This is a genomic window from Streptomyces sp. IBSBF 2435 (assembly GCF_036815005.1).
In the GTDB taxonomy this organism is placed as follows: Bacteria; Actinomycetota; Actinomycetes; order Streptomycetales; family Streptomycetaceae; genus Actinacidiphila.
In genome coordinates this window covers 1-23,062 of the sequence record NZ_JAJSYW010000106.1, presented here as the reverse complement: position 1 = coordinate 23,062, position 23,062 = coordinate 1, and the positions used below count along the sequence as shown (strand labels likewise).

Sequence of the window (23,062 nt, the reverse complement as noted above, 5' to 3'; positions counted from 1 at the left end):
GCCCGGCCCCGTTCCCCACCACCGCCAGGACCGCTGTCCCGCTCCCTGCGGCGCCCCGTCGCCGTGCCCCACGCGACGAGGAGTCCCCGTGTCCATCGCCCGCAGCGAGGGTGGCGGCTGGCAGCGCGCTTCTGTCCGGTCGATGGCGGTGCTGCTGCCGGTGGTCGCCGTCGCGGTGCTGGTGTCCAGCAAGTGGGCGATGATCGGCTCCAGCGCCGGCCGGCTCGGCGCCGCGGACGGCGAGTGGCTCGCGGTCGCCTGCTGCGCCGCCTTCATGACCTGGGTCTGCTCGGCCACCGCCCAGCAGGGCGCGGTCGTCGAACGGCTGCCGGCCGGGCTGCTGCTGGCCGCGCAGTTCGCCGCCTCGGCCGCCAACCACGTGCTGCCGGCCGGCGTCGGCGGCAACGCCGTCAACCTGCGGTTCCTGGTGCGCAGGGGGCTGAGCCCGACCCGTTCGGTGGCGGCGCTCGCGGTACGCGCCTGCGCCGCGGTGATCGGCCGGGTCGCGCTGCTGCTCGCGGTGCTCGTGCTCTTCCCCGGCGCCCTGCACCTGCACCGGGTCACCGGCGGCGGGCCCGAGGTCCCCGACCACCCGCTGGTGATCGCGGGGGTGGTGGCGGCGCTCGTGGCGGGCGGCGTGGTGCTGACCCGGTGCGCCCGCCGGCTGCGCGACCGGCTGCGGGACTTCCTCGGCTCGGTCGCCCGCGACGTCCGCGTGCTGCACGGCAACCGGGCCCGGGTGGTGGCGCTGTGGGGCGGCTCGCTGGCCTTCCCCGCCATGCACGCGGCCGTGGTGGTCTCGGTGGTGCGCGCGCTGCACGCGCCGGTGCCGGTGAGCGGGGTCGTGGTGGCGTACCTGTTCGCCAGCACCGCGGCCGGCTGGCTGCCGACGCCGGCCGGCCTCGGCTCGCTGGACGCGGCCCTCGGCCTCGCGCTGGTCACCGCCGGCGCCTCCGCGGTCGCCGCCACTTCCGCCGTCCTGGGCTACCGGCTGGTGACGGCCTGGCTGCCGCTGGTGCCCGGGGTGCTGGTGCTGGCGGTGCTGGTGCGGCGCAGAGAACTGTGAGGGGTCCGCGGGAAGTTCTTGGTACAGACCTTTGTCGGAAGTATTGACGGCACTTCGCCCGGCCATTTAAATCACGTCCTGAACTAAGACGTGAGCGAAGTCCGCCCCGGGTGAGCAGCATCCGCCCGGGGTGCGGTCCGGCTCGCCGAATGTCAGGAGCATGACCGCTCTGGGTCCTGTGTTCTTCCGCCGCCCCTACCGAGGAGTCCGGCATGTCGGCATCACCCCCCACCCGACGGTTCAGACGGATACGCCCCCTCCCGCTGCTGGCCGCAGCCGCCCTGCTGGTCGGCGGCCTGCTCCAGCAGACCGCGTCCCCCGCGCGGGCCGCCGCCGTGCCCGCAGCGGCGCCGGCCGCCGCCACCGCCACCTTCACCGACGACTTCAACGGCGCCGCGGGCAGCGCGGTCGACAGCTCCAAATGGGGCTACGAGACCGGTGACAACGTCAACAACCACGAGCGCGAGTACTACACGAGCGGCACCCACAACGCGGCCCTCGACGGCCAGGGCGACCTGGTCATCACCGCCCGCAAGGAGAATCCGGCCAACTACCAGTGCTGGTACGGCACCTGCCAGTACACCTCGGCGCGGCTGTCCACCCCGCAGAAATTCACCCAGGCCTACGGCCACTTCGAGACCCGGATGAAGCTGCCGCGCGGCCAGGGCATGTGGCCGGCGTTCTGGATGCTCGGCAACGACATCGGCTCGGCCGGCTGGCCCAACAGCGGCGAGATCGACATCATGGAGAACGTCGGCTTCGAGCCCGGCAGCGTCCACGGCACCATCCACGGCCCCGGCTACTCCGGCTCGGCCGGCATCGGCGCGGGCTACACGCTGCCCAACGGGCAGAGCTTCTCCGACGCCTTCCACACCTTCGCCGTCGACTGGGCGCCCAACTCGATCAAGTGGTCGGTTGACGGCAACGTCTACGAGACCCGCACGCCCGCCGACGTGGGCGGCAACCGCTGGGTGTTCGACCACCCCTTCTACCTCATCATGAACCTCGCGGTCGGCGGCTACTGGCCCGGCGACCCCGACGGCAGCACCGCCTTCCCGCAGCAGCTCGTGGTCGACTACGTCCATGTGACCACCTCCGACACCTCGGGCGGCGGCACCGGCACCGGCCACGCCATCACCGGCCTCGCGGGCAAGTGCGTCGACGTCGCGAGCGCGAGCAGTGCCAACGGCGCCGCGGTGCAGCTCTACGACTGCAACGGCACGGCCGCCCAGTCCTGGACGGTGGGCTCCGACGGCACGATCCGGGCGCTCGGCAAGTGCATGGACGTCACCGCGGCCGGCACCGCCGACGGCACGAAGGTGCAGCTCTACGACTGCAACGGCAGCAACGCCCAGAAATGGACCGTCACCGCCGCCCACGACATCGTCAATCCCGCGGCGAACAAGTGCCTCGACGCGACAGGCAACAGTTCGGCCAACGGCACCCGGCTGCAGATCTGGACCTGCTCCGGCACCGCCAACCAGAAGTGGACCGTGAACGGCTGATGAGAAGACAACACGCCATCCTGCTCGCCACCGCCCTGGCCGCCGGCACCCTGGGCACCTTCGGCATCACCCAGGCCTCGGGCGCCGACCCGTCGGGCGCGATCACCGGCTACGGCGGCAAGTGCGTCGACGTCGCGAGCGCGAGCAGTGCCAACGGCGCCGCGGTGCAGCTCTACGACTGCAACGGCACGGCCGCCCAGTCCTGGACGGTGGGCTCCGACAGTACGCTCCGCGCGCTCGGCAAGTGCATGGACGTCACCGCCGCGGGCACCGCCAACGGTACGAAGGTGCAGCTCTACGACTGCAACGGCAGCAACGCCCAGAAATGGACCGCCAGCGGCGGACAACTGGTCAACGCCGGCTCCGGCCGCTGCCTCGACGCGACGGGCCCCAGCTCGGCCAACGGCACCCGGCTGCAGATCTGGGACTGCTCCGGCTCCGCCAACCAGAAGTGGACGCTGCCGGCCGGCGGCGGCACACCCCCGACCAGTCCACCGCCCGCCAACGGCGTGCAGGCCGTGGCGCCGTACCTCTACAACGGCTGGGGCAACCCGCCCGACCCGACCACGATCATGAACGCCACCGGCGTGAAGTGGTTCACCCTCGCCTTCGTGCTCAGCAACGGCACCTGCAACCCGCAGTGGGACGGCGGACGCGCGCTGACCGGCGGCGTCGACCAGGCCACCATCAACAAGGTCAGGGCGGCCGGCGGCGACGTCATCCCGTCCTTCGGCGGCTACAGCGGCAACAAGCTGGAGCAGTCCTGCACCAGCGCGAGCGCGCTGGCCGGGGCCTACCAGAAGGTGATCAGCGCCTACGGGCTGCGGGCCATCGACATCGACATCGAGGCCGACGCCTACAGCAACGGCACCGTCCAGCAGCGCACCGTCGACGCGCTCAAGACCGTCAAGGCCAACAACCCCGGCATCGCGGTCTACGTCACCATCGGCACCGGGCAGAGCGGCCCCGACACCGGCCTGATCAACAAGGCGGCGGCCTCCGGCCTGACCGTCGACAGCTGGACGATCATGCCGTTCGACTTCGGCGGCGCCGGCCAGAACATGGGCACCCTCACCACCAAGGCCGCCGACGGCCTCAAGAACGCGGTGAAGAACGCCTACGGCTACACCGACGACCAGGCATACCGGCACAGCGGCATCTCCTCGATGAACGGCATCACCGACAACAACGAGACCGTCACCGTGGCCGATTTCCGCACCATCCTGGCCTACGCGCAGACCCACCACCTGGCCCGGCTGACCTTCTGGTCCGCCAACCGGGACCGGCCCTGCCCCGGCGGCTACCCCAATGACGACACCTGCTCGGGTGTCTCGCAGCAGGCCTGGGACTTCACCCGCACCTTCGCCCAGTACGGCGGGTGAGACCCCGGCACCAGCACTCCGCTCCCCGGCCGCGCAGGCATGGTTCCCGCGATGCATCATGTGACGGCGGCCGGGGAGCGGAGGCACGACGGCGATGACGGACGACGCAGGCACCACGCCACCGGGCGGCGACGGGCGCGGGAGGGTCCTGGTGGTGGACGACGACGCCGCCATCCGCCGCTCGCTGGGCCGCGCCCTGCGGCTGCGCGGCTTCACCGTCGGCGAGGCGGACGGCGGCGCTGCCGCACTCGGCCTGCTCGCCGGCCCCACCGCCCCCGACGTGCTGGTGCTGGACATCTCCATGCCCGGCATCGACGGCATCGAGGTCTGCCGCACCCTGCGCGCCGCCGGCAACGACCTGCCGGTGCTGGTGCTCTCCGCCCTCGACGAGGTCGCCGACCGGGTCGCGGGACTCCAGGCGGGCGCCGACGACTACCTGGTCAAACCCTTCGCGCTGGAAGAGCTGGTGCTCCGGCTCGGCGCCCTGCTGCGCCGCCGCCCGCCCCGCCCCGACGACCAGGTGCGCGCCTGCGGCCTGGTGCTCGACCCGGCCGCCAGGACCGCCGCCCGGGACGGCGACCCGCTCGACCTGACCCGCAGGGAGTTCGAGCTGCTGGAGACGCTGGCCCGCAACACCGGCATCGTCCTGACCCGCGATCAGCTGCTCGACCGGGTGTGGGGCTACGACTTCGAGGTGCGCACCGACGCCGTCGACACCTTCGTCAGCTATCTGCGGCGGAAACTCGAGGCCGGCGGGCGCCCCCGGATCCTGCACACCGTGCGCGGGGTCGGCTTCGTCCTGCGCCCGGGCGACGGCGGCGGGAGCGGCACATGAGACTGTCCACCCGTATCGCGCTGGCCGTCGCGGTCGTCGTCCCGCTGCTGGTCCTCGGCTCCGGCTGGATCATGGTCCGGCTGGTCGGCCGGGACGTGCACGCCGCCGCCGACGCCCATCTGCGCGAACGCGCCGCCGCCGTACACCCCGAAGCCCTCGGCCTGCTGCGGGCGATGGCCAACGACCGCCCGGCGAGCGTCGAACAGGCCAGGCAGCGCAAGCTCTTCACCGCCGCGCTCGACGTCGGCATCCGGGTGACCGGCCCCGGCGGCACCGTCACCGTCACCGGCGGCCCGCAGCCCGCCGCCTCGGTCACCCTGCCCCCGGCGCAGGACGCCGCCCGCCCGGTCACCGTCGCGGCCGGCCCGCAGAGCTGGCGGGTGCTGGCCGTGCCGCTCACCGCGGTGCGGCCTGCCGCGAGCGGCACCCTGTGGCTGTACGCCACCGACACCGCGGGCCGGCGGCAGATCGCGCACGTACGCCGCCGGGTGCTCACCGTCGCCCTGCTGACCGCGCCGGTCGCGGGGCTCGCCGCCTGGCTCGCCGCCGTACGCCTCGCCCGCCCGCTGCTGGCGCTCCAGCGCAGGGCCGCCGGCATCGACCCGCGGACCAGCGCCGCCCGGCTCGACCACACCCGCACCGGCGTCCCCGAGGTCGACGGCCTGGCCCGCGCCCTGCGGACCGTGCTGGCCCGCTACGACGAGCAGGCCGCCCGTACCGCCGAGGCCCTGGCCACCGCGCGTGCCTTCTCCTCGGCCGCCTCGCACGAACTGCGCACCCCGCTGATGAGCATGCGGATCAACCTCGACGTGCTGGACGGCGACCCGGCGCCCGAGGGGGCCGAACGCGCCGAGGTCGTCGCCGACCTGCGGGCCGGCCACGAACGGCTGCTTGACCTGCTGGTGATGCTGCGCACCCTCGCCCAGGGCGACCTGGTCGAGGCCGACGCCTTCGTGCCCGTCGACCTCGCCGACCTGCTCGACTCCGCGGTACGCGACCTGCGCCGCGACCATCCCGACGCGCCGGTCACCGCGCACGCCACGGGGCCCTGTGTCGTACGCGGCTGGCCGCAGGGCCTGCGCTCCGCCGTCGACAACCTGCTCACCAACGCCGTCGTGCACGGGGCGGGCCCGATCGAGGCGGCCCTGCGGGCAGACGCGGACGGCGCTGCCGTACGGCTGACGGTCGGCGACCACGGGCCCGGCGTGCCGCCCGCCGCCCGGCACTCGGTCTTCACCCGCTTCCACCGCCGCCCCGACAGCCCGGGATCCGGCCTCGGCCTGGCGCTGGTCGGCCAGCAGGCCGCCCTGCACAACGGCGCCGTCACCGTGACCGACCGCCCCGACGGAGCGCCCGGCGCCTGGTTCGTCCTCGACATCCCCCGCATGGCCCAGGGGCCCGCCCTGCCCCGCCGGCGCGACTGGCTCACCGCGGACGCCGCCGCTCCCGCCGCCCCACAAGATTTCCACAAAGACCGCTCCTAGCCTCCTGGCGACACCCGCACCGCGCAGCAGCCGGTGCTGTCACCGAGGAGGTCACCCATGCGCACCACCCGTACCGCGATCGCCGTCACCGCGGCGGCTGCCGCCCTGCTCACCGCGGCCGGGACCGCCGCCGCCGACACCACCCCCACGCCCTCCGCCGCCGCCACCTCGGCGGGCAAGGCGCCGACCGGCGACGGCGCCCGCGCGCTGTGCAAGCGGCTGCCGACGGTCGACGCGCGCATCGACCGGGCACTGGCCCGGCTGAACGGGCCGGCCGCGGAACGCGGTTCGATCGCCCGGCTCCAGCAGCGGATCTCCCACGCCGACGCCAAGGGCGACACGGCCGTCTCGACGTTCCTCAAGGACAGGCTGACCTTCCGCCAGTCGCTGGTCCCGACGCTCACCAAGCGCTCGACCGACCTCGACGCGGTCCGCGGCTGGTGCGGCACCCAGCACTTCCCGGCGAAGGACAAGGCCAAGGGCGCGGCGGAGAACGGCGCGAAGAACACCGCGAAGGGCAGCGGCAAATGAGCCGGGCCCACCGCCGGGCGCTGGCCGTGCTGCCGGCCGGGGCGCTGGCCGCGCTGCTGCTCACCGGCTGCGGCAGCCACGGCCACGCGGCCGGCAGTCCGGGCAGCCCCGGCAGCACCTCGCCGGCGCCCGCCGCCTCGGACGTCGCCCACATGCAGAAGCTGCTGGACGACGCCGACTCGGCCGCCGCGGCCGCCGACTCCGACGCCGCGGCCGACAAGTGACCGGGGCGGCGCCCCCGGCGGGCTACTTCGCGTCCGCGTAGCGCTCCACCGCGTGCGTCTCCAGCGGGAAGGGCACCGGGGTGTCGCCGAAGACCAGCCGACGGGCCTCGCCGGCCGCCGCCGCGACAGCGGACTCCACGGCGGGCGCGAGGTCCGCCGGGGTGTGCACGACCACCTCGTCGTGCTGGAAGAACACCAGCCGCGGCGCCGCGCCGATCGCGGCCAATTCGCGGCGCAGCGCGGCCAGCATCGCGAGCGCCCAGTCCGCGGCGCTCGCCTGGATCACGAAATTCCGCGTGAAGCGCCCCCACGACCTCGCCGCCCTGCGATCGGGTGACGCCCCGTCCGCCGGGTCCGCCGCCTCGTCCACGAACCGGTCGGCCGACGGCGCGGGCGACGTACGGCCGAGCTGCGAGCGTACGATCCCGCCCGCCTCGCCGGTTCGGGCCGCGGCCTCCACCAGCGCCAGCGCGACCGGGAAGCGCCGCCGCATCACCGCGAGCAACTGCCCCGCCTCGCCGCTGGTCTGCCCGTACATCGCGGCGAGCAGCGCGATCTTGGCCCGCGGGCGGTCCCCGGAGAAGGCGTCACGGGCCACCGCCGCGTAGAGGTCGCCGCCGGCCGCCGCCCGGGCCAGGCCCCGGTCGCCGGACATCGCGGCCAGCACCCGCGGCTCCAACTGGCCGGCGTCCGCGACCACCAGCAGGTGGCCGGGGTCGGCGACCACGGCGGCCCGCAGCGGCCGGGGAATCTGCAGTGCCCCGCCGCCCCGGGTCGCCCACCGCCCCGACACCACACCGCCGACCACGTACTCCGGCCGGAAACGGCCCTCGCGCACCCAGGCCTCGCGCCACGCCCAGCCGTGGGCGGCATGGATACGCGACAGCTCCTTGTAGCGCAGCAGCAGCTCGGCCGCCGGGTGTTCGACCTTGCGCAGCTCGTGCGAACGGGTCGAGGCCAGGTGCACACCGACCCGCGCGAAGGCGGGCAGCAACTGGGCGGGGGAGTCGGGATTGACCTGGCGGCCCAGCGCGTCCTGGATGCGCTGCGCCAGCTCACCGAGCCCGGCCGGCCGGGCGCCGCCGGCCGGGCGCGGGCCGAGCAGCCCGGTCAGCAGGTCGTCGTGCGCCCGCGCGCTCCACGGCAGACCGTCCCTGCCCATCTCGACGGCCGCCAGCGCGCCCGCGGACTCCGCCGCGCACAGCAGCCGCATCCGGTCCGGCCGCTCGCCCGCGGCGATCCGCCGCTGCTGGGCGGCATGCACCTCCACCAGCGCTGCCAGCGGGTCGGCGCCGGGCGGCAGATGGTGGCGGTCGGCGGCGAACAGCACCGGCTGGTCGTCGGCGCCCGACTCCGGCGCGTCCGGCGGCTCGGGCAGGTCGTGCAGCCGTGCCCAGGCCGCCCCCAGCGAACGCGGCCTGCCGTGCCTGCCCTCCTGGCCCAGCAGCAGCGTCTCGACCAGCTTCACGTCATGGCACCGCCCGACCCCGCGCAGCCGTCCGCCGCCGCCGACCGGATCGGCCACGACGGCCACCCGCCCGGCTCCGGCGTCGACGGCTCCACCCACTCCATGAGGGTAGGGCCGACCACTGACAACGGCCGGGCAGGTCGCCGGCCGGGTGTCAGGGAACGCCGAAAAGCCCGGTCGGCGCTGTGCGCCGCCGGGCTCGTCAGCGGGAGGTCAGCCCTGCTGTGCCTGGGCTTCCTCGACGGACTTGTGGACCTCGGCCATGTCCAGCGCGCGGGCCTGCGCGATGACGTCCTCCAGCGCGGGCTCGGGCAGCGCGCCCGGCTGGGCGAAGACCGCCACCTTGTCCCTGACGATCATCAGCGTCGGGATCGACTGGATCTGGAAGGCCGCCGCAAGCTCGGGCTGGGCCTCCGTGTCGACCTTCGCGAAGACCAGGTCCTGGTGCTTCTCCGAGGACTTGTCGTAGACCGGTGCGAAGGACCGGCACGGCCCGCACCAGGCGGCCCAGAAGTCGATGAGGACGAAGTCGTTGGCGGACACGACCTCGTCGAAATTCTCCTTGGTCAGCTCCACAGTGCTCATGCCAGCCACAACGGGCGGCGGCGCCGGGAAATTCCGGCCCGCCGGGGACGTGTCCCCACTCGTCCGAGTGGCGCCGGCGCCGCGTCCATGGCGTGCGGCGCCGCACACCCGTCGTCCCTGTACGGCACCGACGCAGAGGCAGAGAACAGCGCAGGCCACCGACGTGACGGCACGTGGCGGAACGGTTCTGCGGCACGGCACGGAAGTCCCGGTCTTCGCCGCCCTCGCCGCGCAGTGGCGTTCCGCCGGCCGCATGGTCCCCGGCCAGCTCGACCCGGAGTGGTCCGCCCTGACCACCCCCGCCCAAAACCTGCCGCGGTGACCGGCGGGCGGGAGCCTGGTCAGAGCCGGCCGGCCGCGTTCCCGGCCGCCGACCGGCTCACTCCGTTACGGGCAGGCACTCGGTGAGCAGGCCGACGACATCGCGCCAGGCTCGCTGCGCGTGCCGCGGGTGGTGGCCCACCCCGGGGACCACGGCCTGGTCGACCGGCGGGTGGTGGAAGGCGTGCAAAGCGCCGCCGTAGACCACCAGGCGCCAGTCGACGCCCGCGGCCTGCATCTCGGCGGTGAACGCCTCCCGTCGCGCGGGCGGCATGATCGGGTCCTCCGACCCGACCCCGGCCCACACCGGGCAGCGGATGCGTGCCGCCTCGCCCGGCCGGCCCGTGGTGGTCGCGTTGACCGTCCCGATCGCGCGCAGGTCGACGCCGTCGCGCCCGAGTTCCAGCGCGATCGCACCCCCGGTGCCGTAGCCGACGGCGGCGATCCGGTCCGGGTCGGTGCGCGGTTCCGCGCGCAGCACGTCGAGCGCCGCGTGGCCGATGTCCCGCATACGGTCGGGATCGGCGAGCAGCGGGGTCACGTGCGCCAGCATCTCCGCGGGGTCGGTGAACCAGCGCCCCCCGTTGATGTCGAAGGCCAGCGTCACGTACCCCAACTCGGCCAGCGCGTCGGCCCGGCGGCGCTGGAAGTCGTTCAGCCCCGGCCCCTCGGGCCCGAGCAGGACCGCGGGTCGGCGGCCGACCCCCGCCGGGAGCGCGAGGTGCCCGATCATCGTCAGCCCATCGGCCGGATACTCGACCGTGCGTGCGGTCACCGTCGTCATAACCCTGGACCGTAGCGACCGCCGCCCCCGGCCGGGCCGTTGTTCACCACTGGCAGAACAGCCCGCCTGCGCCTCTGACGTGCGGGGATCGCGCTACGCACCAGGTCGGCCCAACTGCGGACAGGGGGAGCGCACCAGGCCACGATGCCGCTGAGGAGTTAGCGCCACGCCACGTGGCACCCACCCGGGGGGCGGGGATTTCCGCAGGCGACCACGACGCAGCTGAGGAGGCGCGTCACGCCAAGGGGCGCCTCCCGGGGGGCGCGGGGAACTGCGCACCCGGCCACAGCGCACCGCACGTGTGATGCCAGGCCACGTGGCACCCCCCACGGCCGTGAGGAACCGCGCCGGGACCGCAGACCTCACCGCCCCCCGCCGGGGGGAAGCGGGCGAGGGGCCGCCGGCCCGACATAGATTCCGGTGGGCCGCATCCGCAAGGCCCGCTCCCCGTACTCCTCCAGCGCGTGCGCGACCCACCCCGCGGTCCTGCCCACGGCAAAGATCGCCTCGCCCGCCTCCGCCGGCATGTCCGAGGCGACCGACAGCACCGCGAGCGCCAGATCGACATTCGCGTGCAGCGGTGTGTGCCGCGCCGCCGTGGCGACGGTGTCGCGCGCCGCGGCGAGCGCGTCCGCTGCCGCGGGCACCTCGGCGAGCCGCGCGAGCAGCAGCCGCGCCCGGGGGTCCTCGCCGCGGTAGAGCCGGTGGCCGAGCCCCGGCACGCGCTGCCCGGCCCGCAGGTGCGCGGCGACCACGGGGCCGGCGCCGCCCTGGTCCAGGACATCGCGGAGCATCCGGTGGGCCAGCGCGCTGGCCTGCCCGTGCAGCGGCCCGTCGAGCGCGCCGAGCCCGGCGGACACGGCGGCGTAGGGGTGGGCGCGGGCGGACGCCGCGACCCGCACCGCGAGCGTCGACGCGGCCAGGTCGTGGTCGATGAGCAGCGCGAGCGCCGCGTCCAGCACCCGCAGCGACCCCGGGTCCGCGTCCCGCGCGGTGAGCCGCGACCACAGCCGCCGGGCGATCGGCGCGGCACTGTCCACGGCTTCCCCGCCGGCCGGCGGCAGCGCGTCGACCAGCGTCGGAATCAGCCCGCGCGCCGACCCGAGCACCGCGTCCCGCGCGAGGTCGAAGCGCAGCGGATCCGCCCCGCCCGCGGCGATCACGGCGACCCGCATCCGGTCCATCGGCCCGCTGCCGGCGGGCAGCGCGCCTGCCGCGGCCCGGGCCGCGGCCAGCGGCGCCGGGGGAGCGGTGAAGTGGACGCCGGGGACCAGCTCCCCGGTCCACAGCCACTCCGCGACCTCCTCGTACGCGTACGCCTCCGCGAGGGCGACCGCGTCCACCCCCCGGAAGGCGTAGCTGTCGGCGGCCGGGTCGATGAGCGTGATGCCGGTACGGATCCGGCCCCAGCCGCCCTCGGTGTCGCCCGAGGCGGGGGCGCCCGCGGTGGCCGCACGGCCCCTGGCCGCCAGCGCGGCGACCTCCGACGGGTCGAAGGTGCTGCCCCGCGCGCCGGCGGCGCGCCGGCTGCCGAGCAGCCCCCGGCTGACGTACGCGTACAGCGTCTCCGGCTTGACGCCGAGCCGGTCGGCGGCCTCCCGCGTACTGATGCGCTCGCGCTCGCCGCCGCCCGCTGTTCCGTCGGTCATGGGCGCCACCGTATCCACCCCGCATCTATTGTCGTCCACATTGATCAATCAACATTGACACACTAATAATCAATCATGGACAGTCAAGTCAAGAGCCGAGGAGGAAACCGATGCCCACCACCGAAATGCCCACCGCACCGCCGCAGGCGGCCCCGCTCGAAGCCCCGCGCGGCCTCAAGGGCGTGATCGTCACCGACACCGTGCTCGGCGACGTCCGCGGAACCGAGGGCTTCTACCACTACCGCGAGTTCTCGGCGGTCGAGCTGGCCGCGAGCCGCGGCTTCGAGGACGTCTGGCACCTGATGTTCCACGGCACACTGCCGACCGCGCAGGAGCGCGCCCGCTTCACCCGGCAGACCGCGCGGCTGCGCCACCTGCCCGCGGCCGTCAAGGACGCGCTGCCCGCCGTGGCCCGCGCCACCGGCGCGTCGGGGCCGCTCGCGGGGCTGCGTACGGCGCTGTCGCTGACCGGCGCCGCCGCCGGATTCCGGCCGCTGTACGACCTCGACCCGGCCCGGCGGCAGGCCGACGCGCTGGCCGCCTGCGCGGCCGTACCGACACTGCTGACCGCGCTGCACCGGCTCGGCCGCGGCCTTGAGCCCGTCGAGCCGCGCGACGACCTGCCGTACGCCGCGAACTACCTCTACATGCTCACCGGCGAGGAGCCGGACCGGGACCGGGCGCGGGCCGTCGAGCAGTATCTGATCTCGACCGTCGACCACGGCTTCAACGCCTCCACCTTCACCGCCCGGGTCATCGCCTCGACCGGCGCGGACCTGGCGGCCTGCCTGGTCGGCGCGGTCGGCGCGCTGTCGGGACCGCTGCACGGCGGGGCGCCGAGCCGCGCGCTCGACACGCTCGACGCGATCGGCGGCCCGGACCGTATCGACGGCTGGCTGCGCGAGCACATCGCGGCCGGCGAGCGGATCATGGGCTTCGGCCACCCCGTCTACCGCACCGAGGACCCGCGGTCCCGGCTGTTGAAGGGGATAGCCCAGGACATCGGCGGCGACCTGGTCGACTTCGCCGTCCAGGTCGAGGAGCGCGCGGAGGCGCTGCTCGCGGAGCTGAAGCCGGGGCGCGAGCTGCACATCAACGTGGAGTTCTACGCCGGTGTGGTGATGGAGCTGTGCGGGCTGCCGCGGGAGATGTTCACGCCGACCTTCGCCGCCGCCCGGGTGGTCGGCTGGAGCGCCAACATCCTGGAGCAGGCCGCCGACAGCAAGATCATCCGCCCGTCCGCCCGCTATGTGGGCCCGCCGCCGCCCCGGCCGGTCCCCGCGGCCTGACCGCGGCGGGACGCGCGTGGCCAGGCGAGGACAGGCGCGGAAAAGCACTGAGAGGCACTGAGAGGCACTGAGAGGCACCGAAAGGCGCATAGGGAGGCGGGGGAAGGCGCGGGAATGTGCCGAGGGCCCCGAAAGGCGGCGGCACACCGCCACGGGTGGTCTCCGTACCGACCAGTCGGTAATATCGGGAGCGTGCCGGAACCCCGGCGCGAGGCCTACCCCGGAGGAGTCGCCGTGCGGGCGATACAGATCACCGAATTCGGCGGACCCGACGTCCTGAAGGTGGCCGAACTGCCCGATCCGGTCGCGGGTGCGGGACAGCTGCTGCTGGACGTCGACTCGGCCGGGGTGAACTACGCCGACACGCACACCGTGGAGAATTCGTACCTCGCCCGCTCCACCCTGCCCATGGTGCCGGGCGCCGAGGTCGTCGGCCGGACCGCCGGGGGCCGCCGGGTCGTCGCCCTCACCGACAACGGGGGATACGCCCAGAAGGCCGCCGTCCAGGAGGCGCTGGCCCACGACGTGCCCGACGACGTCACCGACGGTCAGGCGCTCGCGCTGATCGTGCAGGGCCTCACCGCCTGGCACCTGCTGCGGACGTCGGCGCGGCTGGCGCCCGGCGAGAGCGTCGTGGTGCACGCGGCGGCCGGCGGCACCGGCTCGCTCGCCGTCCAGCTCGCCAAGGAGTTCGGCGCGGGCCGGGTGATCGCCACCGCGTCCACCCAGGACAAGCGCGACCTGGCGCTGGAACTGGGCGCCGACGCCGCGGTCGACGGCGACCCGGAAGGCCTCACCGAGCGGCTGACCGCGGCCAACGGCGGACGCAAGGTCGACATCGTGCTGGAGATGACCGGCGGCCCGGTCTTCGACGCCTCGCTGGCCGCCCTCGCCCCGTTCGGCCGACTGGTCGCCTACGGAATGGCGTCGAGGACCCCTCCCACCCCGGTGCAGCCCGCCCAGCTGATGGGCCGGTCGCGGGCCGTCGTCGGTTTCTGGCTGATGCACTGCCTGGGCCGCCCGGGGATGTACCACGAGCCGCTGGCCGAGCTGCTCGCCATGACGGCGAAGGGCCGGCTCCGCCCCCGGCTCGGCGGCGTCTACGGCCTTTCCGAGGCGGCCGTGGCGCACGCCGACCTGCGCGCCCGGCGCACGACGGGGAAGCTGGTGCTCGATGTGACCCGATGAGCGGAACCGGAAGGGTCGTCCCGGTCGTTGGACCGGTGCAACAGTTGAAGGTGCAGGCACACTCACAACCAGTGGAGCACGCAGGGCCGCCCTCCGCGACCCGCGCCCCCGCACAGCTCGGGAGGGGCCATGCCACGCAACCGCTTCGCACAGGACCGGGGACTGACGACCCGCATGGTCGTCACGATGTTCCTGATCGGACTGCTCTATGTCGTCTTCGTCGGCGCGCTGATCGCCCTGCTGCACGGCGCCTGGCCGATCATTGTGATCATCGCCGGACTGCTCTTCGTGGTCCAGTTCTGGTTCAGCGACCGGATCGCCGCATTCAGCATGGGCGCCCATGAGGTCAGCGCGCAGGAGCAGCCGGAACTGCACGGCGTCGTGGACCGGATCTGCGCGCTCGCGGACCTGCCCAAGCCGAAGGTCGCCGTCGCCCAGTCCGATGTGCCCAACGCGTTCGCGACCGGACGCAATCAGAACAACACGGTGGTGTGCGTCACCACCGGGCTGCTGCGCAGACTGGAGCCGGAGGAGCTGGAAGGCGTCGTCGCGCACGAGCTGTCCCATGTCGCGCACAAGGACGTCGCCGTGATGACGATCGCGTCCTTCCTCGGCATCCTGGCCGGCGTCATCACCCGGATCGGCCTGTGGGGCGGCTTCCGGCGCAGCCGCGACCCGGGCACCGCCGTCCTGTTCATCCTCGTACCGCTGGTCAGCGCGGTGGTCTATGTGATCAGCTTCCTGCTCACCCGGATGCTGTCGCGCTACCGCGAGCTGTCCGCCGACCGCAGCGCCGCCCTGCTGACCGGCCGCCCGTCGGCACTGGCCTCCGCGCTCACCAAGGTCAGCGGCGAACTGGCCGCGATCCCCACCAAGGACCTGCGCGTCGCCGAGCCCTTCAACGCGTTCTACTTCGCCCCCGCGCTCACCACCAGCCCCACCGTCTCCAAGCTGCTGGCCACCCACCCCAGCCTCGAACAGCGGCTGGCCCAGCTCGCCGCCATCACGGTCGAACTGGACCGCCGCTGATGGGCCTGCTCGATGTGCTGCTCGGCCGCAGCAAGCCGGTCCGCCCCGACCTCGACCAGCTCTTCGGGCTGTCCTCGGCCGCGATCACCCTCCAGGCGGCGAGCGGACTGCGCCCGACCGGCCTGGGTGCGGTGTGCTTCGCGGCTGTCGAGGGCGGCGCCTTCACCGAGGTCCAGCAGGACCTGCACGCCCTGCTGGAGGTCGAGTCCAGCCGCGACTCGTACGGCTACACCTGGCTGCAGTCCCGGCACGAGCCCACCGGGATGACCGACCTCGTCACGGATCTGCACGCCGTCAATTCCGCGCTGGAGGCCAACGGCTTCGGCCCGCAACTGCTGTGCTCCCTGGTCGGCTTCCACGATCCCGAGGGCCACCGGATGGCCCTGGTCTACCTCTACAAAAGAGGTTCCTTCTACCCTTTCGCGCCGCTGCCCGGCGAGAAGCGCGACCACGCGCTGGAACTCCAGGTCAATGCCCTGGTCGCCAACGACCTGCGGCTGGAGGCCGATCTGTCCCGCTGGTTCCCGGTCTGGGGCGCGCCCGGCCTGGAGGAGTGAGCCGCCTCCCGGTACGGCCGCGGAAATCGAACCGGCGTGCGTCGAAAGACGGTTGCCGGGCAGACGGTCGGTGACGGACGCCGCCGGCGTCCGGAGACCGATCGCCGCCCGCAGAGGCGGCCATCGCCGAGGAGGGTCACATGCTGGCAGCCGTGGGCGCCGTCATCTTCGCCATCGCTTACCTGATCAACGTCACGAGCACCGACACGGACGCGGCCTTCACGCCGATAAGCCTGATGATCGCGGGGTTGTGCTTCGTGGCCCTGCACCTCGCCGGAGTCGGCTCCGGCTGGTCGTACCCGTCCAGACGGCGTCGCCGCTGAGCCGGGGCGGGGCGGGGATCTAGAGTGGGAAGCGCTGCCGACAACCCTCTAGGAGGCATACGGATGACCGTCTACGACCCCGCCACGGTGAAGATCAGCCCCGAATCGTGGGTGGCGGAACAGGCCAAGCGCTACGAGGAGTCGGACGGCACCGAAGCCACCGACCTCAAGGGCTCGCCCTGCCTGCTGCTCGACTACCAGGGCCGCCGCACCGGCGAGTGGCGCCGCACGGTACTGATCTACGGCCGTGACGGCGACGACTACCTGATCGTCGCTTCCAAGGGCGGCGCCACCGAGCACCCGCTGTGGTTCAACAGCCTCGTCGCCAATCCCGAGGTCCACCTGCGCGTGCTCGGCGAGCGCTTCGCGGCCCGTGCCGAGGTGCTGTCCGCCGAGGACAAGGCCCGCGTGTGGCCCCACCTGCTGGAGGTCTACCCGCCCTACGCCGAATACCAGGAGCGCACCGACCGCGACATCCCCGTCGTCCGGCTCGTCCGCACCTGACGCCCGCTCCCCGCTCCCCGGGGATCAACGGCGCGGCGCCACCGCGTCCGGGGCAGGTCCTGCGGACGGGACGGCCGGCGGTGCACGGGTGAGGGGCGCCCGTCATGGAGGGGCGCCCCTCACCCGTGCTGCCGTCCGGCGTGTCCCGGCGTCAGCGCGCCCCGGGGCGGCGGGCGGTGAGCGCGGCCAGCAGCAGTTCGAGCGCCAGCAGGAAGGCCAGGCCGAGACCGAAGGCGCGCGGGTAGTGCTCCGGCGCCCCGGCGCCCGCCGCGTGGTAGAAGACGATGCCGATCAGTGCGACTCCCAGCGCACCGCTGACCTGCTGGACGGTCGCCACCACCCCGGAGGCCGCGCCGACCAGGTGCGCCGGGACCGTAGCCAGCGCGTCATGGGTGAGCGGCGCGATCACCATGCCCATTCCGACGCCGTCAAGGAACAGCCCGGGCACCAGCTCCCACAGGCTGCCGGTGGTGCCCGACGCGTGCACCGCGGCCCACAGCGCGCCCAGACCCGCGGCCATGAACAGCGCCCCCGCCGGCACCGTACGGCTGCCGAGGTGTTCCGCGAGCCGGTGCGCCGCGGTCGAGGTGAGCAGGTAGCCGACGCCGATGGCCAGGAAGACCACACCCGACGCCAGGGCGTCGAGCCCCCGGCCCGCCTGCAGATACAGGGCGAGGACCAGGAAGAACGAGCCCTGGCCGGCCCAGAACACCAGCTGCGCCAGCGCCCCGGCGGCGAAGCCGCGCTGCCGGAAGAGCGCGGTGTCGAGCACCGGGTCGCCGCCCGCCGCGCCCAGCCGCCGCTGGTGGGCCACGAAGACCGTGGAGAGCACGGCGGACCCGGCCAGGCACAGCCACGTCCACAGCGGCCAGCCCAGCGAACGGCCCTGGATCAGCGGCAGCACCAGGGCGACGACCGCGGCGGTGGACAGCGCCACCCCGGTGTTGTCCAGCCGCGGGCGCCGCGGCGCCCGCGACTCGCGCAGCGCCCGCGGTGTGGCGGCCAGCGCCGCCAGGCCCACCGGCAGGTTGATCAGGAAGCACGCCCGCCAGCCCAGCCCCAGCAGGTCCGCCTTGATCAGCAGACCGCCGATCAGCTGCCCGAAGACCGCGCCGACCCCCATCGTCAGCCCGTACATGCTGAACGCGCGGGCCTGCGCCCTGCCCGTCCAGCCGGTCTGCAGGATCGCCAGCACCTGCGGGCCCATCAGGGCCGCGGACAGCCCCTGCAGCACCCGCGCCGCCACCAGTGTCCCGGCGGTCGGCGCGAAGCCGCAGGCCGCCGAGGTCGCGGTGAACAGCGCGAGCCCCACCGTGAACATCCGCCGCCTGCCGAAGATGTCACCGAGCCGGCCGGCGGTGATCAGCCCGGTGGCCACGGCCAGGCCGAAGCCGGCCACCACCCACTCGATCGCCGCGGTGCCGGCCCCCAGATCGCTCTGCACCGCGGGTATCGCCACATTGACGATGAAGATGTCGAGCGCGGTCATGAAGGTGGCGGCCAGCAGGACCAGCAGGCCGAGACCGGGCCGTCCGGCGTCCGGAGCGGCGCTCCCGGGCGCGGACGGGGAGAGCGTGGAGGTGGCCGAGGCCATGACGGAACTCCTGTCACGAGAAGGGGGCTGAGCGGCGGAGCGCCAGGTCAGGCGGCGGCCGGCACCTTGTCGAGGAAGCCGAGGACGTGCTGCACCAGTCCGTCGGCGCCGGTGGCGACCACGTCGAAGCCGACCACCAGCGACTCGCCGCCGGCCGGTCCCAGCTCCCAGGTGAAGCGGGCGATGTCGTGGTGCGCGTCGACCGGGCCGAGGGTGAAGACCAGGCCCGCGAACTGCGCCTGCACGGCGGCGATCACCGCGTCGAGCGCGTCCCGCCCGGTGACGTCGGCCAGCGGGTCGGTGTAGCGGGCGTCGGCGGCGAAGACCGCGTCGATCCCCTGTCGCCTGGCGGCCGGGTCGGTCTCGTTCCACACCGCGATGTACTGCTCGACCAGCTGCTGGATGTCGCTCATGACGGATGTCTCCCTGCTGTCGCCGGCGCCGGGTTGCGCCGTCTCCTTGCAGGTCACGACGTTACGGAGCCGGCCGTACGGGGGAATCGGTCATCGTTAGGTAATGACTGTCCTGCTCTGCCGCCCGTCCTCGTCCAGGCATCCCTTGAGCGTGTCGAGCGCCGCTGCCAGCCGCGGTGAGCCGCAGTGCCGGGACAGCCGGGCGGCCTCCCGGCCCAGCTCCATGGCGCGGTCCCGGTCGCCGGTACGCGCGTGCGCCTCGGCGGCGCGGGCCGAGTAGAGGCTGCGGTCGCGGACGAAGGACGGCTCCAGCCGCTCCAGCGCCCGGTCCAGCAGCGGCGCCGCCTCGGCCGCCCGGCCGAGCGCGAGCAGGCACAGGCCGTGCTGCGCGGTGAGTTCGGCCGTGCCCAGCCAGTACAGCCACGGCGGCCCCGGGTCCGTGCCCGCCGCGTCCAGCTGCCGTTCCGCCTCGGCCTCGGCCCGCCGGCAGGCGCCCTCGGCGCCGGCCGCCGCGTGCGCCCTGGCCAGCCGGCTCGCGGCCAGCGCACGGACCGAGGGAGGACCGCCGCCCGCCGCCCGTACCGCCGCCTCTGCTGCGGCCACCGCGTCCCGCGGGCGGTCAGCGATCACCGACTGGAGCGCGAGAGCGCCCCACAGGGCGACGGCCAGCGGCCGGTCGCCCGCGCTGTGCGCGAGCCGAAGGCCCGTCAGGCAGTGCCGCTGGGCGGCCCCGTGGCGGCCGCAGTCGGTGGCGGCCCAGCCGCCGAGCTGGGCCAGGTCCGCGGCCACCCGCAGCAGCCGCCGTTCCGCCCAGCGTCCGGCGCGCCCGGGCAGCCCGCGCCGCAGCAGCCCGTTGACTAGCCGCAGATCGGCCTCCACCCGGTGCCGTACGGCCGCGCCGCCGAGCCGGTCGTCCAGCTGCCGCAGCCCGGTGACCCCGGCCTCCAGCCAGTCGAGCGCGGATCCGTCGACCACGGAGTGCTCCGCCGCGGCTGCGGCCTGGACCGGCGGGTGCTCGGCGGCTGCGGCGCCGCGGTGCCTGGCGTCCTCCGCGCCCGCCGCGTCCCAGTCGGCGATCGCGTCGAGCAGCGCCGGCTCGTCGGCGATCGGGACACCGCACGGGCCGGCCGGCGTGTCGTCGAGGACCGAGGCCAGCGCGGTCAGGCTGCCCTCGGTGGTCCAGGGCAGCCCGTCGGGCATCCCGCCGTGCGCGGGCAGCCAGCGCGGCCACGGGCGGGCGTCGACTTCACGCGCCGGTATGCCGAGCGCGCGGGCCAGCGCCCGCTGGCTGTCGGCCTCGGGGACGACGCCCCAGTGCTCCCAGCGCCACACCTTCTCGCGCCGGGCCGCCATCGGCACCCCGAGCGCCCGCGCGTGCTCGGCGATCACCCGGGCGACGTCCTGGTAGCTCCAGCCGTGCCTGCGCCGGACGTAGGCCAGCGGATGCGTCGAGGCGGCGGAGCCCTCGCGTGCCACGTTTGTGCCGTCCATTCACCCGGTCCCTGCCGCGCCGCCCAACGGCGACTCCACGTCGTAGCGAATCGCCTATTCGAATACCAGCCCGAACCTCTTCCGCGCAGCGGAATGCGCGAACCCCCGGGTTCCCGATTCCAAACCGACGCCACCCTACGGGACTACAGCAAGACAACAGGACCGGACTTGTACCGGACGGCCGCCTACCGCTTGGCTGTTGGCGATCACATGACGTAACGCGCGCCGTGGAGGGCTGCCCGCGGATGACCCCACCGCCGCCACCCTTCCGCTTTTCGCGTGGCAAGGACAACGTGGCTTTCGACACCGCTCTCGGCGACGAGGAGCTGGTCGCCGTTCGTGCCGCCCTGCAACAGGGCCGCTGGACGGAGGTCCGCGCGCTGCTCGCGCGCACCGGAGACGACTGGGACCTGCGCGGCCACCGGCTGGTCGTGCTCGGCGAAGGCCGGTCCGCCGCCGCATGGGCCGAGGAATGGCGGCTCGCGGAGCCGGAGAGCGCGGACGCCGCCGCCCTGTGCGCGACCGCCGCGGTCTTCCGGGCCGTGGCCGGCCGGCAGAGCGCGGAATCGGCCCGGGACGCCTGCCTGCGGGCGGCCCGTATGACCCCGGCCGACCCCTCGCCGTGGCTCGGCCTGCTCATCCTGGCCCGCCGCACCGGCACCGACGACGAGCAGGTCCGCGCCTTCGACCAGGTACGCGGCCGGCACCGCGGCCACCACCACGGGCACTACCTGATGACCCGCTGCCTGGCGGAGCGTCAGAAGACCGACGGCGACGACCCCTTCCACGAGGTGTACGAGTTCGCCGAGTGGGCCGCGGACGAGGCGGGGCAGGGCTCACCGCTCGGTGTGCTGCCGCTGGTCGCCCTCGTCGAGCGCTACCACGTGCTGGCCGCGGCGGGCGCGCTGCCCGCCGAGCCGACCGGGCTGCCGTTCTGGACCAGCTCGCGGGCCAGGGCGAATCTGCGCAGCGCCTTCGACTGGTGGCTGGAGTGGGACGGCGGCAACCACCCGCGGCTGCTGCTCGACCTCAACCATCTGGCCTTCGTGCACGCCCACGCGGGCGACACGGTGGCCGCCGCCGCGCTGTTCAACCGGATAGGCCCCCACGCGACCCGCGTCCCCTGGTCGTACTACGACCGCGACCCGAAGAAGGCCTTCCGCGCCGCGCGCAATGTCGCGCTCGGCTTCGGTCCCGCCTAGCACCCGCCCTATGGGCAACCACCCCCCCCACGGAAGGAACAGAGCCATGCTGACGGGCAGTACGACCGGCATCAGCACGTTCAAGGGAGAGCAGCGCGCGCTGCGCGCGGACCGGATCGGCGCGCCGGCCCTGCTGCTCTCGGTACTCGCGGCCACCGCACCGCTGATGGTGGTGGCTGGCGTCATCCCCACCACCTTCGCCACCATGGGCATCGTCGGGGTGCCGCTGCTGTTCGTCATCGTCGGCGCCGTGCTCATCCTGTTCAGCTTCGGCTACGCCGAGATGAGCCGGCACGTGCACAACGCCGGTGCGCTGTACGCCTACATAGCCCGCGGCCTCGGCGGTACGGCCGGCGCCGGCGCCTCGTATGTGGCGCTGTTCGCCTACAGCATCATGCAGATCGGCACCTACGGCATCTTCGGCTTCGAGATCTCCAGCCAGATCGCCCAGCACTGGCACCACGACGTCGCCTGGTGGATTCCGGCGCTCGGCGGGGTCGCGATCACCGCGGCCTTCGGCGCGCTGAAGATCGACCTCAATGCCAGGACACTCGGTGTGCTGCTGCTCATCGAGACCCTGCTGACCCTGGTGTTCGACATCAGCTTCCTCGGCGACCCGGGCCCGCAGGGCGTGTCGGTGCACGCCTTCGACCCCGGCACGCTCAGCGGCGCGGGCCTGGGCACCGCGCTGTGCTTCACCATCGCCGGCTTCGTCGGCTTCGAGCAGGCACCGGTGTACGCCGAGGAGACCAGCGACCCGCAGCGGGTGGTGTCCAAGGTGATGTTCCTGGCCATCGGCTTCGCCACCGTCTTCTTCGCCCTGAGCGCGTGGGCGATCACGGTCGGCACCGGCCCCTCGGGCGTCGTCGCCGGAGCGCAGAAGGAGGGCCCCAACCTGATCTTCGCGCTCAGTCAGGACCGGCTCGGCACCGCCTTCACCGACACCCTCAACGTCTTCTTCATCACCGGCATCTTCGCCTCGATGCTGAGCTTCCACAATGTGGTGGCGCGCTACGCCTTCGCCATGGGCCGCGACGGACTGCTGCCCTCGGCGGTCGGCCGCACCTCGAAGTCCAGCGGCGCCCCGGCCGTCGGCTCCTTCCTGCAGACCGCGGTCTCGCTGGTGGTGGTCGTCGCCTTCGCCGTCACCGACGACCGGCCGGTCGGCGACCCGACGGCGCCGGTGCTGCGGCTGTTCACCTGGGCGGGCAACGTCGGCGCGCTCGGCGTGGTGCTGCTGATGGCCACCGCGGCTGTCGCGGTGATCACCTTCTTCGTCAAGCGCGGCGCCGCCCGCGTCCAGGGCTGGCGGCTGCTCACCTCCGGTGTCGCCGCCGTCGCGCTCGGGGGGATCTTCGTGTACTCGGTGAAGGACTTCTCCGTGCTGCTCGGCGCCGACCCGGGCCACGGACTGCGCTGGATCCTGCCCGGCATCATCGCGCTGGCCGCGGCGATCGGTCTGGTCTGCGGCCTGGTACTGCGGAGCCGGCGGCCCGAGGTGCACGCCAGGATCGGGCAGGGCAACGAGGCCTTCCAGCTGGAGAAGGCAGCCGCGGCCGAGGCCACCGCCTGACCCGTACGGTGAAGGACCGGGCCTGGGCACCGGCCCACGTCCAGGCACCGGCCCCCGCCCACCCG

23 protein-coding genes are annotated in these 23,062 nt (G+C 74.0%); 16 read left to right on the top strand and 7 right to left on the bottom strand.

The annotated features are described in order from the left end of the window. Window positions 1–88 precede the first annotated feature (88 nt). The 7 genes from V7E46_RS20750 (at window position 89) to V7E46_RS20720 (ending at window position 7,027) form a co-directional block, all read left to right on the top strand. Window positions 89–1,066: a lysylphosphatidylglycerol synthase transmembrane domain-containing protein gene (locus V7E46_RS20750; protein WP_333769802.1), complete on the top strand. Its 978-nt coding sequence runs from the start codon at window positions 89–91 to the stop codon at window positions 1,064–1,066. 212 nt (window positions 1,067–1,278) lie between these two features. After that, window positions 1,279–2,571, top strand: a complete 1,293-nt coding sequence (locus V7E46_RS20745) for a ricin-type beta-trefoil lectin domain protein (RefSeq protein ID WP_333769801.1) — start codon at window positions 1,279–1,281, stop codon at window positions 2,569–2,571. Then, complete coding sequence (locus V7E46_RS20740) at window positions 2,571–3,953, top strand: ricin-type beta-trefoil lectin domain protein (RefSeq protein ID WP_333769800.1); 1,383 nt, start codon at window positions 2,571–2,573, stop codon at window positions 3,951–3,953. Before V7E46_RS20745 ends, V7E46_RS20740 begins: the two co-directional genes overlap by 1 nt. A 94-nt stretch (window positions 3,954–4,047) precedes the next feature. Beyond that, a complete protein-coding gene (locus V7E46_RS20735; protein ID WP_333769799.1) occupies window positions 4,048–4,788 on the top strand; it encodes a response regulator transcription factor in 741 nt (246 codons plus the stop codon). After that, window positions 4,785–6,272 carry a sensor histidine kinase gene (locus tag V7E46_RS20730; RefSeq protein ID WP_333769798.1) on the top strand — a complete coding sequence of 496 codons (1,488 nt, stop codon included), beginning with the start codon at window positions 4,785–4,787 and terminating at the stop codon, window positions 6,270–6,272. Before V7E46_RS20735 ends, V7E46_RS20730 begins: the two co-directional genes overlap by 4 nt. A gap of 57 nt (window positions 6,273–6,329) precedes the next feature. After that, window positions 6,330–6,803, top strand: coding sequence for a hypothetical protein (locus V7E46_RS20725; protein WP_333769797.1), 474 nt, complete (start codon window positions 6,330–6,332; stop codon window positions 6,801–6,803). Then, entirely contained in the window at window positions 6,800–7,027 is a 228-nt protein-coding gene (locus V7E46_RS20720; RefSeq protein ID WP_333769796.1) for a hypothetical protein, read from the top strand. The genes V7E46_RS20725 and V7E46_RS20720 overlap by 4 nt, the downstream gene beginning before the upstream one ends. Window positions 7,028–7,049: 22 nt before the next feature. Here the strand turns inward: V7E46_RS20720 and V7E46_RS20715 are convergent, their stop codons facing one another. Together V7E46_RS20715 and trxA are read right to left on the bottom strand one after the other, a co-directional pair. After that, window positions 7,050–8,594, bottom strand: a complete 1,545-nt coding sequence (locus tag V7E46_RS20715; protein WP_333769795.1) for a bifunctional 3'-5' exonuclease/DNA polymerase — start codon at window positions 8,592–8,594, stop codon at window positions 7,050–7,052. A 114-nt stretch (window positions 8,595–8,708) separates the two neighbouring features. Beyond that, on the bottom strand, window positions 8,709–9,080 hold the full coding sequence (trxA, locus tag V7E46_RS20710) for a thioredoxin (protein ID WP_333769794.1): 372 nt from the start codon (window positions 9,078–9,080) through the stop codon (window positions 8,709–8,711). 163 nt (window positions 9,081–9,243) lie between these two features. Here trxA and V7E46_RS20705 point away from each other — a divergent pair, with 163 nt between their 5' ends. Next, window positions 9,244–9,402, top strand: coding sequence for a hypothetical protein (locus tag V7E46_RS20705; protein ID WP_333769793.1), 159 nt, complete (start codon window positions 9,244–9,246; stop codon window positions 9,400–9,402). Window positions 9,403–9,459: 57 nt separating this feature from the next. On the opposite strand, the gene V7E46_RS20700 is transcribed toward V7E46_RS20705, so the two are convergent. Both V7E46_RS20700 and V7E46_RS20695 read right to left on the bottom strand, forming a co-directional pair. Next, window positions 9,460–10,185, bottom strand: coding sequence for a dienelactone hydrolase family protein (locus V7E46_RS20700; protein ID WP_333769792.1), 726 nt, complete (start codon window positions 10,183–10,185; stop codon window positions 9,460–9,462). Window positions 10,186–10,547: 362 nt separating this feature from the next. Then, a complete protein-coding gene (locus V7E46_RS20695) occupies window positions 10,548–11,834 on the bottom strand; it encodes a citrate/2-methylcitrate synthase (protein ID WP_333769791.1) in 1,287 nt (428 codons plus the stop codon). Between the two features lie 110 nt (window positions 11,835–11,944). Here V7E46_RS20695 and V7E46_RS20690 point away from each other — a divergent pair, with 110 nt between their 5' ends. From V7E46_RS20690 to V7E46_RS20665, 6 genes are all read left to right on the top strand, one after another. Further along, window positions 11,945–13,123, top strand: coding sequence for a citrate synthase (locus V7E46_RS20690; protein ID WP_333769790.1), 1,179 nt, complete (start codon window positions 11,945–11,947; stop codon window positions 13,121–13,123). A 234-nt stretch (window positions 13,124–13,357) separates the two neighbouring features. Further along, entirely contained in the window at window positions 13,358–14,311 is a 954-nt protein-coding gene (locus V7E46_RS20685) for a quinone oxidoreductase family protein (RefSeq protein ID WP_333769803.1), read from the top strand. Between the two features lie 129 nt (window positions 14,312–14,440). Then, a complete protein-coding gene (gene htpX, locus V7E46_RS20680) occupies window positions 14,441–15,340 on the top strand; it encodes a zinc metalloprotease HtpX (protein ID WP_333769789.1) in 900 nt (299 codons plus the stop codon). Beyond that, the gene (pspAB, locus tag V7E46_RS20675; protein WP_333769788.1) at window positions 15,340–15,897 is read left to right on the top strand and encodes a PspA-associated protein PspAB; all 558 of its coding nucleotides are present in this window, start codon (window positions 15,340–15,342) and stop codon (window positions 15,895–15,897) included. Before htpX ends, pspAB begins: the two co-directional genes overlap by 1 nt. A gap of 140 nt (window positions 15,898–16,037) precedes the next feature. Then, window positions 16,038–16,220 carry a hypothetical protein gene (locus V7E46_RS20670; protein ID WP_329181116.1) on the top strand — a complete coding sequence of 61 codons (183 nt, stop codon included), beginning with the start codon at window positions 16,038–16,040 and terminating at the stop codon, window positions 16,218–16,220. 63 nt (window positions 16,221–16,283) lie between these two features. Then, complete coding sequence (locus V7E46_RS20665) at window positions 16,284–16,724, top strand: nitroreductase family deazaflavin-dependent oxidoreductase (protein ID WP_329181118.1); 441 nt, start codon at window positions 16,284–16,286, stop codon at window positions 16,722–16,724. Between the two features lie 151 nt (window positions 16,725–16,875). Here V7E46_RS20665 and V7E46_RS20660 read toward each other — a convergent pair whose 3' ends face one another. The 3 genes from V7E46_RS20660 to V7E46_RS20650 form a co-directional block, all read right to left on the bottom strand. Beyond that, a complete protein-coding gene (locus tag V7E46_RS20660) occupies window positions 16,876–18,318 on the bottom strand; it encodes an MFS transporter (protein WP_333769787.1) in 1,443 nt (480 codons plus the stop codon). A gap of 47 nt (window positions 18,319–18,365) precedes the next feature. Then, window positions 18,366–18,731, bottom strand: coding sequence for a nuclear transport factor 2 family protein (locus tag V7E46_RS20655; RefSeq protein WP_333769786.1), 366 nt, complete (start codon window positions 18,729–18,731; stop codon window positions 18,366–18,368). A gap of 96 nt (window positions 18,732–18,827) precedes the next feature. Further along, a complete protein-coding gene (locus V7E46_RS20650; protein ID WP_333769785.1) occupies window positions 18,828–20,222 on the bottom strand; it encodes a tetratricopeptide repeat protein in 1,395 nt (464 codons plus the stop codon). Between the two features lie 245 nt (window positions 20,223–20,467). Here V7E46_RS20650 and V7E46_RS20645 point away from each other — a divergent pair, with 245 nt between their 5' ends. After that, on the top strand, window positions 20,468–21,424 hold the full coding sequence (locus V7E46_RS20645; RefSeq protein WP_333769784.1) for a hypothetical protein: 957 nt from the start codon (window positions 20,468–20,470) through the stop codon (window positions 21,422–21,424). A 10-nt stretch (window positions 21,425–21,434) separates the two neighbouring features. Then, on the top strand, window positions 21,435–22,997 hold the full coding sequence (locus V7E46_RS20640; RefSeq protein ID WP_443054274.1) for an APC family permease: 1,563 nt from the start codon (window positions 21,435–21,437) through the stop codon (window positions 22,995–22,997). Window positions 22,998–23,062: the final 65 nt, after the last annotated feature.

Excerpts from the sequence above, each read along its gene's own strand:
- V7E46_RS20745 (WP_333769801.1), top strand. The coding sequence starts at position 1,279 with ATGTCGGCATCACCCCCCACCCGACGGTTCAGACGGATACGCCCCCTC.
- V7E46_RS20740 (WP_333769800.1), top strand. The coding sequence starts at position 2,571 with ATGAGAAGACAACACGCCATCCTGCTCGCCACCGCCCTGGCCGCCGGC.
- V7E46_RS20735 (WP_333769799.1), top strand. The coding sequence starts at position 4,048 with ATGACGGACGACGCAGGCACCACGCCACCGGGCGGCGACGGGCGCGGG.
- V7E46_RS20730 (WP_333769798.1), top strand. The coding sequence starts at position 4,785 with ATGAGACTGTCCACCCGTATCGCGCTGGCCGTCGCGGTCGTCGTCCCG.
- V7E46_RS20725 (WP_333769797.1), top strand. The coding sequence starts at position 6,330 with ATGCGCACCACCCGTACCGCGATCGCCGTCACCGCGGCGGCTGCCGCC.
- V7E46_RS20720 (WP_333769796.1), top strand. The coding sequence starts at position 6,800 with ATGAGCCGGGCCCACCGCCGGGCGCTGGCCGTGCTGCCGGCCGGGGCG.
- trxA (WP_333769794.1), bottom strand. The coding sequence starts at position 9,080 with ATGAGCACTGTGGAGCTGACCAAGGAGAATTTCGACGAGGTCGTGTCC.
- V7E46_RS20700 (WP_333769792.1), bottom strand. The coding sequence starts at position 10,185 with ATGACGACGGTGACCGCACGCACGGTCGAGTATCCGGCCGATGGGCTG.
- V7E46_RS20695 (WP_333769791.1), bottom strand. The coding sequence starts at position 11,834 with ATGACCGACGGAACAGCGGGCGGCGGCGAGCGCGAGCGCATCAGTACG.
- V7E46_RS20690 (WP_333769790.1), top strand. The coding sequence starts at position 11,945 with ATGCCCACCACCGAAATGCCCACCGCACCGCCGCAGGCGGCCCCGCTC.
- htpX (WP_333769789.1), top strand. The coding sequence starts at position 14,441 with ATGCCACGCAACCGCTTCGCACAGGACCGGGGACTGACGACCCGCATG.
- pspAB (WP_333769788.1), top strand. The coding sequence starts at position 15,340 with ATGGGCCTGCTCGATGTGCTGCTCGGCCGCAGCAAGCCGGTCCGCCCC.
- V7E46_RS20670 (WP_329181116.1), top strand. The coding sequence starts at position 16,038 with ATGCTGGCAGCCGTGGGCGCCGTCATCTTCGCCATCGCTTACCTGATC.
- V7E46_RS20665 (WP_329181118.1), top strand. The coding sequence starts at position 16,284 with ATGACCGTCTACGACCCCGCCACGGTGAAGATCAGCCCCGAATCGTGG.
- V7E46_RS20660 (WP_333769787.1), bottom strand. The coding sequence starts at position 18,318 with ATGGCCTCGGCCACCTCCACGCTCTCCCCGTCCGCGCCCGGGAGCGCC.
- V7E46_RS20655 (WP_333769786.1), bottom strand. The coding sequence starts at position 18,731 with ATGAGCGACATCCAGCAGCTGGTCGAGCAGTACATCGCGGTGTGGAAC.
- V7E46_RS20650 (WP_333769785.1), bottom strand. The coding sequence starts at position 20,222 with ATGGACGGCACAAACGTGGCACGCGAGGGCTCCGCCGCCTCGACGCAT.
- V7E46_RS20645 (WP_333769784.1), top strand. The coding sequence starts at position 20,468 with ATGACCCCACCGCCGCCACCCTTCCGCTTTTCGCGTGGCAAGGACAAC.
- V7E46_RS20640 (WP_443054274.1), top strand. The coding sequence starts at position 21,435 with ATGGGCAACCACCCCCCCCACGGAAGGAACAGAGCCATGCTGACGGGC.